The 12,536-nt window shown below is 56.4% G+C and carries 15 protein-coding genes; 6 read left to right on the top strand and 9 right to left on the bottom strand.

From position 1 onward, the window contains the following. Positions 1-25: 25 nt before the first annotated feature. The 6 genes from P0119_20495 to P0119_20520 all read right to left on the bottom strand — a co-directional run bounded on the left by P0119_20495 (position 26) and on the right by P0119_20520 (position 5,261). Positions 26-400: a biopolymer transporter ExbD gene (locus P0119_20495; GenBank protein MDF0668435.1), complete on the bottom strand. Its 375-nt coding sequence runs from the start codon at positions 398-400 to the stop codon at positions 26-28. Then, on the bottom strand, positions 384-818 hold the full coding sequence (gene exbB / locus P0119_20500) for a TonB-system energizer ExbB (protein ID MDF0668436.1): 435 nt from the start codon (positions 816-818) through the stop codon (positions 384-386). The genes P0119_20495 and exbB overlap by 17 nt, the downstream gene beginning before the upstream one ends. 123 nt (positions 819-941) lie before the next feature. Continuing rightward, complete coding sequence (locus P0119_20505) at positions 942-2,069, bottom strand: ABC transporter ATP-binding protein (protein ID MDF0668437.1); 1,128 nt, start codon at positions 2,067-2,069, stop codon at positions 942-944. A 7-nt stretch (positions 2,070-2,076) separates the two neighbouring features. After that, positions 2,077-3,660: an iron ABC transporter permease gene (locus P0119_20510; GenBank protein MDF0668438.1), complete on the bottom strand. Its 1,584-nt coding sequence runs from the start codon at positions 3,658-3,660 to the stop codon at positions 2,077-2,079. A 15-nt stretch (positions 3,661-3,675) separates the two neighbouring features. Then, positions 3,676-4,743, bottom strand: a complete 1,068-nt coding sequence (locus tag P0119_20515; GenBank protein ID MDF0668439.1) for an extracellular solute-binding protein — start codon at positions 4,741-4,743, stop codon at positions 3,676-3,678. A gap of 83 nt (positions 4,744-4,826) precedes the next feature. Next, the gene (locus tag P0119_20520) at positions 4,827-5,261 is read right to left on the bottom strand and encodes a Fur family transcriptional regulator (GenBank protein MDF0668440.1); all 435 of its coding nucleotides are present in this window, start codon (positions 5,259-5,261) and stop codon (positions 4,827-4,829) included. Between the two features lie 290 nt (positions 5,262-5,551). Here P0119_20520 and P0119_20525 point away from each other — a divergent pair, with 290 nt between their 5' ends. Then, the gene (locus P0119_20525; protein MDF0668441.1) at positions 5,552-6,148 is read left to right on the top strand and encodes a hypothetical protein; all 597 of its coding nucleotides are present in this window, start codon (positions 5,552-5,554) and stop codon (positions 6,146-6,148) included. On the opposite strand, the gene P0119_20530 is transcribed toward P0119_20525, so the two are convergent. After that, positions 6,136-7,668 carry a carboxypeptidase M32 gene (locus P0119_20530; protein ID MDF0668442.1) on the bottom strand — a complete coding sequence of 511 codons (1,533 nt, stop codon included), beginning with the start codon at positions 7,666-7,668 and terminating at the stop codon, positions 6,136-6,138. The two genes, P0119_20525 and P0119_20530, sit on opposite strands and share 13 nt — an antisense overlap. A 101-nt stretch (positions 7,669-7,769) precedes the next feature. Between P0119_20530 and P0119_20535 the strand changes: the two genes are divergently transcribed. Next, positions 7,770-8,429 (top strand): class I SAM-dependent methyltransferase, encoded by a 660-nt coding sequence (locus P0119_20535; GenBank protein ID MDF0668443.1) that lies wholly within the window; start codon positions 7,770-7,772, stop codon positions 8,427-8,429. Positions 8,430-8,446: 17 nt separating this feature from the next. Here P0119_20535 and P0119_20540 read toward each other — a convergent pair whose 3' ends face one another. Both P0119_20540 and P0119_20545 read right to left on the bottom strand, forming a co-directional pair. Further along, on the bottom strand, positions 8,447-8,875 hold the full coding sequence (locus P0119_20540) for a type II toxin-antitoxin system VapC family toxin (protein ID MDF0668444.1): 429 nt from the start codon (positions 8,873-8,875) through the stop codon (positions 8,447-8,449). After that, on the bottom strand, positions 8,872-9,162 hold the full coding sequence (locus tag P0119_20545; protein MDF0668445.1) for a type II toxin-antitoxin system prevent-host-death family antitoxin: 291 nt from the start codon (positions 9,160-9,162) through the stop codon (positions 8,872-8,874). Before P0119_20545 ends, P0119_20540 begins: the two co-directional genes overlap by 4 nt. Positions 9,163-9,712: 550 nt before the next feature. On the opposite strand from P0119_20545, the gene P0119_20550 reads away from it, so the two are divergent. From P0119_20550 to P0119_20565, 4 genes are all read left to right on the top strand, one after another. Continuing rightward, positions 9,713-10,918: an SUMF1/EgtB/PvdO family nonheme iron enzyme gene (locus P0119_20550; protein ID MDF0668446.1), complete on the top strand. Its 1,206-nt coding sequence runs from the start codon at positions 9,713-9,715 to the stop codon at positions 10,916-10,918. 61 nt (positions 10,919-10,979) lie between these two features. Then, complete coding sequence (locus P0119_20555; protein MDF0668447.1) at positions 10,980-11,171, top strand: hypothetical protein; 192 nt, start codon at positions 10,980-10,982, stop codon at positions 11,169-11,171. 280 nt (positions 11,172-11,451) lie between these two features. Next, positions 11,452-11,802: a transposase gene (locus tag P0119_20560; protein MDF0668448.1), complete on the top strand. Its 351-nt coding sequence runs from the start codon at positions 11,452-11,454 to the stop codon at positions 11,800-11,802. A 90-nt stretch (positions 11,803-11,892) separates the two neighbouring features. Then, positions 11,893-12,408, top strand: coding sequence for a transposase (locus P0119_20565; protein MDF0668449.1), 516 nt, complete (start codon positions 11,893-11,895; stop codon positions 12,406-12,408). Positions 12,409-12,536: the final 128 nt, after the last annotated feature.

Here is a 12,536-nt window from a genome sequence, read left to right on the forward strand (position 1 = left end):
TTCCGCAGTAGCCTCGAATCGTTTATCACAGCCGAACGACCTCCAAGCTGACCTGCTGAAAGCCTAGGCCACGAATCTCATCGACCAGCGCGACGAATTTTTCGAGCAATGTGACCTTGTCCGCTCGCACGACCACGGCCGATTCGCGAGCTCTGGCGGCCAAGACCGATGGGAGGCCCCCGGATGGAACCGGAGCATCATTTAGAAACAAGTTTCCATCCGCAGTCAATGAAATCACGATGGGAACATCCTTGTGGTCGCTGACCTCTTTGGCCTTAGCCAAGTTGACGGGAATCTGTCCCGTGCTGATGAAGGTGGCGGTGGTCAGCACGATGACGAGAAGGACCAACATGACATCCACGAGCGGGATGACGTTGATTTGATCAATGTTCCGTTCCATGTTGCACTCCATACTCAGTCAGAAGTTCGGTGACGCGACGCCGAAGCACATTGTTCATCACGACGCAGGGAATGGCGACTAATAGACCGATGGCAGTCGCCTTCAATGCCAGACTCAAGCCGATCATGATGGTGTTGACCGCCATCGTTCCCGACGTTCCCATCGTGTGGAACGTCAACATGATTCCCAGGACAGTTCCGAGCAGGCCGATATACGGAGCATTGGCGGCCACTGTGCCGATAATCACGAGGCGCTTGGTCAACGTGATTTCCAGCAGCCGGGCATTTGAAAACTGTGAGAAATTGACCCGTCGGTAGAAGAGCCAGCGTTCGACGGCAACCGCGACAGACCAGAGGCTCAGGGCCAGCAAGAGCCCGATGATCCCATAATCAATGGTATTCTTCAGCGCATCCATCATAACTCCTTACTAATGTGAAAATATGGTTCGATCCGGTAGGCTGGGAGCCAGCACATCGTTTTATTCATGGCAGACCGGAAGGGAAACTGTCAATCCACAACACGGATCGCTTCGATCCGGTTTCTACGAACGAGAAGACTGTTCGGCAGGAAACACCACAGTGTGCGTGGCAGAGACGCGGAGTTCCACGGCGGTCCCTTCCTCGTAGAGGCTGGTTGAGCTTTCGCTGCTGTGGACCATCTGTCCGGAGGGCAGACGGATCGTATAGAGGTTCTCCGAACCTCGGAACAGGCGAGCCGCAATACGCGGCTTCGCCGATTTGTTGGGCACCAGCTGGATGTCGTCGGGGCGAATCATCACGACGACTTCGCTTTCCTCGGGGCGATTGAGGGTATTGGGGAACTCTCCGAGTTCAGTATGGACCAGGCCCTCGCGGACCTGTCCGGTGATAAAGTCGGCTTGGTCCACAAAATCGGCCACGAACCTTGTAGCCGGAAGATGGTAAATGAGCTCCGGCGAATCCAACTGTTCGAGCATTCCCTGATTGAGTACGGCGATGCGGTCGGCCATGGCAAAGGCTTCGTGGTGATCGTGCGTCACGAGAATCGTCGTGGTTTTCATCCGATGCAACAGGGCATGGAGCTCTTGCCGCATGCGGCCGGCCATATCGGGATCCAGGTTGCTGAACGGCTCATCCAGGAGGAGCAAGACGGGATGCTGCACGAGAGCGCGTGAAAGGGCCACTCGTTGCTGTTGTCCTCCCGATAACTCATGCGGGTAACGTCGGTCGAGTCCTTCGAGGCCGGTCAGCCGCAGCATGTCTTGGACACGACATCTCCGCTCCGCCCGCGACAGGTGGCGGAGCCCGAAGGCGATGTTGTCGGCGACGCGCAAATGTGGAAAGAGCGCGTACTCTTGAAAGACCATGCCTACTCGGCGGTCCTCCGTCGGAATCGTTTCCGAGGAGGATGAGACTAACCGGCCTGACAAAAAAATCTGTCCGACCTGCACCGGTTCGAGACCCGCGATCGCCCGCAAAATGGTCGTCTTGCCGCAGCCTGATGGACCGAGCAGACAGAGAATTTCACCTTCCTGCGCGGAAAATGAAATATCGTGGATCGCAGGCCTGCTTGGATCATAGGCACAGGACACGGCACGAAGCTCCAAGATGGAAGAGGCCGGCTGGTAGAGATTCACTTGGCCGTCGAGCTGTTCGGCATCCACCTGTGCGATGTGCGATGGTTCGTTCATGGTAGTTCTACGCTGCCCGCCAATCACGGGAGAGCAATAAGACCAGCGCCGGTAAGCCGACGAGCACGATCAATAACGCGGATGGAGCCGCCAGCTGATAGTACTCTTCGCTTGCCTCCAGCCAGACACGAATTGCCAGGGTGTCGAATCCCACCGGTCGCAGCAGCAACGTTGCCGGGAGTTCTTTCATCGTCTGCAAAAAGATCAAGACCCACGCCACGATGACTCCGTTGCGGATGAGGGGTAACGTCACGCGACGCCAGGTTTCTCGGACGGTAAGCCCCAGGGTGCGGGCGACTTCCTCCAAATTAGGCGTGATTTGTTGAATCGATGGTTCGAGCGACTGGAGGCCGACTGGGAGAAAATGTAGGACATAGGCGACGATCAATACGATCACTGTACCATACAAGAACGGGAGGACTTTGAGAAAGAGGACCAACACCGCGAGCGCAGCGACTGGTCCTGGTAGGACGTACCCGGCGTAAGCAGCCTGCAAACAGCCGACATTGAGCCAGGTCGGTTTGCGGCTAGCCAGGTAGGCAAGGGGTAGTCCGACGAACACTCCTGCCGTGGCTGCCAGGGTCGACAGCAAGGCGCTGTTCCACACAAACCCGAAGAAGCGGGCGTCGAGGATTGCCTGGGCTTCCGGGGACAGGCTCCATATCACCAGTAGATAGGCCGGGATTCCAAAGGCCAAGCCGATGACGGTGGCCAAGCATGCCGTCAGAGCGGCAGCGTGCAACCATCGGCACCGGATTCGTTGCGGTGTCCGAAAGCGTCCGGAGGTCTGGTAAAACCGGCTCTTTCGACGAAACCATCGTTCGGTCAATAAGAACAGGAGCGCCAGGATGACCAATAAGATGCTTAGGATGCTCGCTGCCTGATTGTCGGACCGGCCGGTCATTTGCTGAAACACGGCGTAGGTCAGTGTTTGGTAGCGCAGTAGGGAGACGGCACCGAAATCTGAGACGACGTACAGGATGACCAGGGCGAGACCGGCGACGATGGACGGGCGTAGCAATGGGAGGGTGACGAACAGCGTTCTGTGAAGTGGTGAGGCGCCACAGGTACGGGCCACTTCCTCAAACGACACGTTAAAACTCAGCAGCGCACTACGTGTGAGCAGATAGACGAAAGGAAACGTGTCGAGCGCCATTACGATGGTGACGCCCCAAAAACTTTGCGGTGAGATGATTCTGGCCTGAGGTCCTGCGAGCATCTGCCAGAGCTGTTCGACTGGGCCGCCGAATCCCAAGAGATAGTTGTAGATATAGGCCAAGACGTACGTCGGCATGGCCAGCGGCAACACGAGACCAACTTCCCACAGGCGGCGGCCAGGGAATTCGAATCGCGTGACCATCCAGGCGGTTGATACGCCGAGCACGAAGGTGAGCAAGGCCACGGCACCGGCCAGTGAAACCGTATTCAACAGCAGCTCAGGGACACGGGTGGTCCAGAGACGATGCCAAATCGCAACATCGGCCGACAAGGCAAGGACAGTGACATAGCCCAATGGCAGGAGGATCAGTGTCGCGCCGGCGAGGACTGCGAGTTGTAGAGGAGAGACAGATGGTCGGTGTATGGCAATCACTGGGAGCTTGGGGAGTTACCGCATCCCCACCTGCTCGATGAGAAGCAATGTGGGTTCCCGCAGTTCGGCCAGCTTGCTCAAAGGCACCAGGGCCGCTCGAAAGCTCTTGCGTTCGATCAGAGCTGGGTCGGCCTTGACCTCAGGATGGAGTGGGTACTCCTTGTCGAGGTCGGCGAACAGCTTCTGACCGGCTTGTGCCACGAGAAACTCCACGAGCAATTTGGCGTTCTCCAAGCGGGGAGTGTGTTTTAGAATGCCGATGCCCGCCACATTCATGATGGCGCCCATGCCTCCTTCCTGTTGATCGGGCATCAATACCGCCAGCGGAGCAGTGGGTTGTGTCGCGAGATGTCGGTACACGTAATAGTGATTGACGATACCCATGGCGACCTGACCCTTCGCGACGGCCTCGACGATCTGCGAGCTCTTTTGATAAACCCTGGTGCCGGCATTGTCCCGAAGGCCTTCAAGAAATTTCCTGGTTTGATCGTCACCGACGCTCGCGCGGATGACCGACACACCCGCTTGCAAATATTCGCTGCCGGCGTTCGGAATGGCGATCTTGTCCTTCCATTTCGGGTTGGCCAAGTCCAGCAACGACGTGATCTGATCGGGTTTCACCATCGTCGTGTTGTACACAACGATCCAAAACCGTCCTGACAAACCGACCCAACTGCTGTCCGATGCGCGAAACTGGGGAGGGATGGCCCGTTCGACCTCCCGCATGTTCAATGGGCGAAGGAGTCCCGCAGCGCGAGCCATTTCCAGACTGCCGGCATCGTTGGTAATAAAGACATCGGCAGGGCTGCGCTTCCCTTCTGCCTTCATTCGATTCACCAACTCCATGGTGCCGGAGGAGAGCAACTCTATTTGAATACCGGTCTTCGCGGTAAACTCATCGAGTACCGGTTTGATCAGCCGTTCAGCTCGACCGGAATAGACGGTCAATTTCTCGGCAGCCGATGCGAAGGGCGGCATGATCAACCAAAAGAGCGCGAGGATGCAGGCAACTGAAACACCGAGGAGCTTGAGTTGAGAGGCAATAGCCGTGGCGCGAGGTGAACGTCGGTAAAATAAACGCATGACCAACCCTTCTGTCTAGGTGGAGGGGAGTTGAAACCGGCAAGCCGCCTTAAAAAAACGAATACCAGAAACGGCAACAGGGGTCAATGACGGCAGCGAGAGCAGAGTCCGTAGAGCTCGAGGCGGTGAGTTTGGATGGTAAAACCGTTCCGCGATGCCACTTCTTCCTGAAGCCGCTCAATGTCGCAGTTCTCGAACTCCACTATTTTCCCACAGCCTGTGCAAATAAGATGGTCATGATGGCCCTTATGCGACACATTGTCGAACTGGGTTTGCGTACCGAAGTGCCTGGCCTGGGCCAGGCCTGCGTCGCAGAAGAGATTGAGTGTACGGTAGATGGTCGCGAGGCCCAGGTGAGGATCTTTGCGCGCCAGCTGATGGTACATCGCTTCGGCCGTGATGTGTTCCTGCTTCAGAAAGGCATCGAGGATCAATTCACGCTGCCGCGTAAATTTGAGCTGGTGCTTCCCAAGATGCTCCTTCAGGACCTCCATTTCTTTGACATGTTTCGCCATCATGATCAGACCGAGCCTCCTAGACGGAGAATTAAAGACGAAACTGAGCAGCCGGTCAAGAGTGTCTTTGTCGGATGGATAGCCATCGCCAATTCCCTTTGACGGCTGCTTCCCCGGCTGTCTATAGTGAAGCCCCACGGATTTACGGCCGTGATTCCTGATGGTACTTTGGCGACACCTCGCCGAAGCCTGTTCCCCTTCGCCAAGGCTTCGGCGGACACTCGCTGCGCTTAGCTAACAGCCGTGGTTCCTGCTCAGGCGGGTGAAGCGCTCACGCACATCGCAAGGAGACCTTGAGAACACCCAGCCAAATCACGGTTGATCGTGCGCTGCTTCTCTATGTTCTGCAGCTCGCAGAGCCCTACGATGGGATGAGCGATGTGAAGTTGCAGCAGCTCTGTTTTCTGTGCGAACTCCAAACCTTTGCCAAGGGCTTGAAAGCCTTCCATTTCGAATTCTTTCGCTTCGCATACGGAGCCTTCAGCAAAGATCTCGATAACGACCTGACCTCCCTCCGTCGGAAAGGGCGGATCGAGAATTTCACGGTATCGGATCAGGTGAAGGAGGAGGCGATACCGTTACTCCTGAACGCAATCGAAGGGGTGGAGGCCAACGAGAAGGCCAAAGACATTGTCGATGCCGTCGTCGCAGCCTATGGACATCAAGACAGCGGTACCATCACGAATTCCGTCGAATCGGTTCAGCTGAGCACACCCCAGGACCCTGAGCTCAAGATTCCCATTCGAGATATTGTGTTCCACACCACGCTGCTCGTCCCGCACCGGATCGAGGTGCAGGCTGAAGTTGCATTGTCTCCGGCCATCCTCGGAAAGCTCAACGCCGCCATGGGCTATGACAGCCGACCAGTCATAGATGCTCAGAGTTGGTAGAGCTCGCCGTATTTCTTTTCAACATAGTTGAGAAAAGGCTCGGGACTTATGGTCGAACCGGTCACACGTTGCGCGAGGTGGGCTGGCGTGAACATGCGGCCCCAGCGGTGAATTTTCTGTTCCAGCCACCGGCGCAAGATCAGTAACCGACCGGCTGCAATCTCATCCTCCAAATGTGAAATCTCTAGCTTGGCCTGCTCGAAGAATTGCACGGAATAGAGGTTGCCCAAGGTGTACGTGGGGAAATACCCGAAGGCGCCGAACGACCAGTGCACGTCCTGCAGCACCCCTTCCGCGTCGGAAGTCGGAACGATGCCCAAATAGTCCTTCATCTTCTGATTCCAGATCGCCGGCAAGTCGTCGGGCTGAGTCTTGTTTTCCACGAGCGCTTGCTCGATCTCGAACCGCAGCATGATATGGAGATTGTAGGTCAGCTCGTCGGCTTCCACACGGATCAACGACGGCTTCACGCGATTGATGGCGGCATAGAACCGGTCTATATCTACGCCGCCCAGTTGATGGTGAAACGTCTGCTGTAAAATCGGGTAGAAAAAGCGCCAAAAGGCTCGCGAACGTCCGACGCAATTTTCCCAGAGGCGAGACTGGCTTTCATGGATGCCCAGGGAGACCGAATCGCCCAATGGCGTGCCGAAATACCGTTGATCCAGGCCTTGGTCATACAGCCCATGCCCTCCTTCATGGATGCAGCTGAAGAGGCAGGATTGTAATTCATGTTCGTGGACGCGGGTCGTCACGCGCACGTCGGTCGGGTGAAACGAGGTTGTGAAGGGATGGGCCGAGAGATCCAGTCTGCCGCGCTCGAAGTCATAGCCCATCGCGATCAAGACCAATCGGCCGAACTCCAGCTGTCGAGTTTGGTCATAAGAATGGCGCAATACTTCGTCATCGATGTGAACGGGGCTCTGAGTGATTCGCTTCAGCAAGGGCACGAGACGCGCTTTGACTGCGGCAAACACCGGCTGGAGGCCGGCTATGGTCGCGCCTGGTTCATAGACATCCAACAGGGCGTTGTAGGGCGAATCCTGATATCCGAGATACTCGGCTTCCTCCCGCTTGAGCTGCAGCACCGTCCGGAGGTTCGGTAGAAACATCGCGAATCTATTTTGGTCTTTTGCCTCCGCCCACACTTGCTGGGCCAGCGAACATTCGCGGCTCAGCTTCACGACGAAATCGGATGGTAGCTTCTTCGCGCGGCTGAAATCCCGCCACACTTCGCGCAAGAGCGAGCGTGACGGCTCATCCCACGTCTCACCAGATTGGTCGGCTGTCTGGCCGGTAGCAGGATCGACCCATTGAGCCAAGAGCTGCTGAACGTCCGGCGAGACCAATTTCTGATGGGCCAGGCCCTGAAGCACGGCGATCTGTTCAGCTCGCGCTTCCCCCCCGCCGACCGGCATATAAGTTTCTTGATCCCAAGACAAGACCGAGGCGGCGCTATTGATGCGTTGAATTTCAAGCAGTCTGGTCGTAAGGGGTTCCAACGTCGCGAGCGTCTTCAATCCGGTCTCCTTCCCACTATGTTAAGATCCGCTCATGATTCGGCTGTTGTGCGCAGTGTACGCAACCACATCGGTCTTTTCAAATTGCTGAAGGGAATACGATGAAACAATTGATTCCGTCCGACATCGAAACGTACGCCGAAGCCCATTCCATCCCGGAGTCCTCGGTCTGTCGTGCGCTGCGTGAAGAGACCCATCGGACCATGGAGCACTCCCAGATGCTGGTCGGTCCTTTGGAAGGGGCCTTCCTCAAAATGATGACGCAGTTGGTGGGCGCGAAGCGCGTGCTCGAGATCGGGATGTTTACCGGCTACAGCGCGTTGTGCTTTGCTGAAGCCCTGCCGGAAGATGGGACTGTGATCACCTGCGAAATCGATGAGAAGTCGGCGACGCTGGCGAGGCGCTTTATCGCGCAATCGCCTTTTGGAGGCAAGATCAGCATCCGAATGGGACCGGCTCTTGATACCATGAAAACACTGAACGGCCCCTTTGACCTGATCTTCATCGATGCCGATAAAACTAATTATCTCAATTATTACCGACGGTCGCTCGACCTGCTTGCCCCAAAGGGCGTGATCTTGATCGACAACGTGCTCTGGAGCGGCGAAGTCTTGAAACAGCCGCCGCATGACGAATCCACCGCCGCCATTCAGGAACTCAATCGGACCGTAGCAGCTGATCTCCGCGTCACCGCCGTCCTGGTCACGATTCGCGATGGGATTTTTGTGATAAGAAGGGCAGAAAGTTCCAAATCGCGGTGACGAGAGCGCTACGCAGATCAACCTCGGGGCAAGATGTTAAAACCTTCTCGACGCCCAGCCTCTCGCAGTCGTTGGTCGAGGCACACAAACTCTCGTTGAGATGGATTGCCTTGACACCATACCAGGGCCGCCGCTAATTGCAGGGAATCGGCGGCTCGTAAGGGATGCAGTCGCAAGACGCGAGCGGCCTGCTCCCGCACAGCTTCACCCGGTTCTACCTCTGTCCAAGCGGCCACCAAGGCTCGTAGGATAACTTGTGCCTGCTTATCTTCTTCGATACCAAGAGCCTCCTCTCGTCTCAGTCTTGCGAGAGCCGACAGGCACTCAATCGGCGAGGCCCACCACGCGACGATGGATTGGTCTGTCTGAAGCAGTTTTCTGAGAGAGGGACTTTCGCGTTCCTGAAGACACAGCGGGAGCAGAGCGGAAGCGTCCCAAAACTTCATCGCCCCTCTGACCGATCCGTCAGGAGTGCTTTGAGCCCTCGACCCTGTCGATCTTTGGGCCGGGGCAGTTTCCAGAAGCCGGCCGGTAATTTGCCGGTTCCCAAGCGAACCAGCCCGGCACGAGCGAGATCGCGCAGGGTGTCACTCTCATGACTGTCTTTCGACAGGGGCACGAGCTTCGCGATAGGCTTCCCTCGCTCGACCACCAGTACCTCGTCACCGGCTTTGACCTTGGCAAGACAGGCACTCAGGGTGGCTTTCAGCGTCGAAACTGCCGCACGTTTCATGACGACTCCTTAGTGCATGTGCATGTGACCAATATAGTCCATTCAGGTGATTCCGTGCAAGGAAAGGCAGGGTTGAGCTAATCGTTCGGGCCAGCGTGTTCAGGCTGTTCTCAAAGGGCCGAGTCGAGAACGCGACGACAAGAAAGGCAGGCTTGAGTGTCTCATGCCTCCCGAGTCGATCAAGCCCTGGTTCCCTAACCCTTCCTACTTATGGTATCTGTACAGGTCTCTACGGTATCTACTTTGATACGTCGTTATGGCGATACACATTCATCGCCGGTGCCGTCACACCATAAAGAGCGGTTCCTTGCACTGTGTGTTCACGAGTTTTCATAACACTCGTGAACGTCTCGTGAAATTGCGTTTGTAGACGAGAAACAAGGCAGTGGGATGCGTTTGAAGGGGTTGGCATGGTGGGCATGTTGCGAACTTTTAATTCCTGTGACACTCCGCTCGCCCTGAGCTGGTCGAAGGGCGGTCGGACACGTGTCGTTCAGTTCATGATTCGACGTGCTCACCATGACCGGACTTGTAGGACCGAGCACAGAGTATGAGCAGGATACTGATCTCCTATCGCCGCGAGGATAGTGCCGATGTCACGGGGCGGATCTACGACCGGCTCGTCCAACAGTTCGGCGCAGGGTCAATCTTCAAGGATGTCGATTCCATTCCATTCGGGGTCGATTTTCGGAAGTATTTGGATGAGCAGGTCGCCAAGTGCGATGTCTTCCTCGCGGTGATTGGGCGGGATTGGGTGAAAAAACGGGGCAGTAAGGGCAAGTCCAGACTCGATGACCCGGGAGATTTCGTCCGCATTGAGGTCGAGTCGGCGCTCAAGCGCCAGATTCCTGTGATTCCAGTACTGGTCAGTAGGGCTGCCATCCCACCCGCTGATCGGCTCCCGGAGAGCATTCGAGATTTGTCCTACCGTCACGGCATCGAGGTACGTCCTGATCCCGATTTTCACCGGGACATGGATCGATTGATCGAGTATCTCAAGCAACAGGTTCGTGCCCAAAGCGAACCTCAGCCGAAACCGGATGAGCAATCTAAACATGATTTCAAAGAGAGGAAGCTAGGCCACTCTGCCGCGCCAGTGGAGATGGTGATCGTGCCGAAAGGGCCATTCTTGTACGGTGAACAGAAAACTCGTGAATCGATCGACTATGACTATTGGATAGACAAGTATCCCGTAACCAACCAGCAGTATGGAGCATTCATCACGGCTCGCGGCTATGAAAATCAGCACTACTGGTCATCTGAAGGGTGGGAGTGGAAAACCAAGAATAACATCACAGATCCTCGATATTGGAATGACGTGAAATGGAACAAAGCAGATCATCCTGTGGTGGGTGTGACTTACTATGAGGCAGAAGCCTTTGCCAAGTGGACTGGCAAGCGGCTCCCGACCGAGCAGGAATGGGAAAAGGCTGCACGGGGCAAAGATGGATGGGAGTACCCCTGGGGGGACCAGTTCAACAAGGAGAAATGCAACAGCGTGAAGACAGGTCTTAGCCTCACGACGCCGGTGACTCAGTATCCCAAGGGAGTCAGTCCCCATGGGTGCTGTGACATGGCAGGGAATGTTTGGGAATGGTGTACGAGTTGGTACGAACAAGCAGCCGGCCGGCGCGTGGTCCGCGGTGGTTCCTGGGGTAACAAACCGGAGTTCTTGCGTGCATCGCTCCGGTACGGGAGCAGCGTCGGCGGCCGGGACTCCGGCATCGGCTTCCGCCTTGCCCAGGACATTCCATAACCCTTTGCCCTTTGTTCTTTGACCCTTTGCTCCGACTCTGAATTTTTCCTGCGAGGTGACCATGCTGAAGAAACCGAAAGCTCCTGAGCAGATGCGGTCGGAAATGGGCAGGCTCATTGAGGCGTTGGAGCTGCCGGAGCTGAACAAGCAGTTCCTGCGCGCGCGGTGGTTGGAGCAGGTCATTTGGATGGACGAGAAGGCGTGGGAGTCTGTGTGGTGGTATCACGTGCTGCGACCGATGACGCCAGCGTAACCCTCGCTTAGCAGGCTGCGGAAAAATTTGATCTGTGTGCTTCGACAGGCTTGTATGGTGTTTTACCGTTCATTCTTGAGAAGCTACGAGGAGCTGGGGTGGAGGGACATCGACTAGCATCTGCCGCACAGCGGACAGACTGTCTGAGAACTCTCCCACCCACACCACAAACGTCGATGAAGAATCTCGCGGCAGGACCCCTGACCGCCGATTTGTCTGCAAGCTCACGTTGGTGTGTGCCACCCCAGCGTCATTCATTTCTGCTTTCAAGGAGGCGACGATGATGCAACCCGTTCTGAATGTCGGCGTGGATGTGGCCAAAGACGCCGTTGTGGTCGCATGTGCCGAGCACAGTTTTCCGGTCCAGCGTATTCCCAATCAGCGGGCCCCCTTGCGGACATGGCTGAAATCTCTCCCAGCCGGCAGCCGCATCGGCTTGGAATCCACCAGCACCTATCATGAATTGCTGGCGGCCCTGGCGCAGGCCCACGGGTATACCGTCTTCCTGCTGAACCCGTTGGATACTCGGCACTACGCCAAGGCCATGGGCAACCGGGCCAAAACCGACCGGGTGGATGCGGAATTGATTGCCCGACTCATCGCGCAAGAGCACACGCCCTTGCGTGCCTAGACGCCTCCCACGGCGAATCAACGCAAGCTGGATCAGCTGATTCGACGGCGTGCCACGATTGTCCGTCTCCAAGGCACGCTCAAGCTGACGATGCGCAATCTGGGCGGCTTTGCCGCCGAACTCAAGGCCGTGATGAGCAAATTGGAGGCGTTGATTGCCAAGATTGATACGGCCATGGCTGCGATTGCGGCTGGTTCGCCCCAACACCAGGAGGCCCAACATCGGTTGCAAACCATTGTGGGCGTCGGTCCCCTGGTAGGCCTCAGCTTGACCAATACGTTGGAGCGCGTACCGTTTCGCAAGGCGGATGCCTTCGTCGCTTTCACCGGGTTGGATCCGCGGGCGAATGACTCGGGACAGAAAGCCGGTCGCCGCCGCTTGTCCAAACGCGGCCCGGCCGAGTTGCGCCGCTTGCTGTTTAACGCTGCGATGTCGGCCGTCAAAACTACCGTCTGGAAACCGATCTACGAATCGTACCGCACGCAAGGCTGGAGTACGACCGCCTCGTTGGTGATCATCGCTCGCAAAATCGCCCGGACCGCGTGGTCTATTCATCATTACCGGACAACATTTAATCCAGAGCGAATAACAAAATGCTTGACATGAACCATAGAATCTCAGCACGAACGGAAAACCTCAGCATATTCAACGACCACTCCGTTCGTCCTGAGGCTCTCGAAGGATGAACGGAGGGTTTTTCCGCAGCCTGTTAGACCTACACAACGTTCGCTCGA

The organism is Nitrospira sp. (assembly GCA_029194665.1).
Lineage (GTDB): Bacteria > Nitrospirota > Nitrospiria > Nitrospirales > Nitrospiraceae > Nitrospira_D.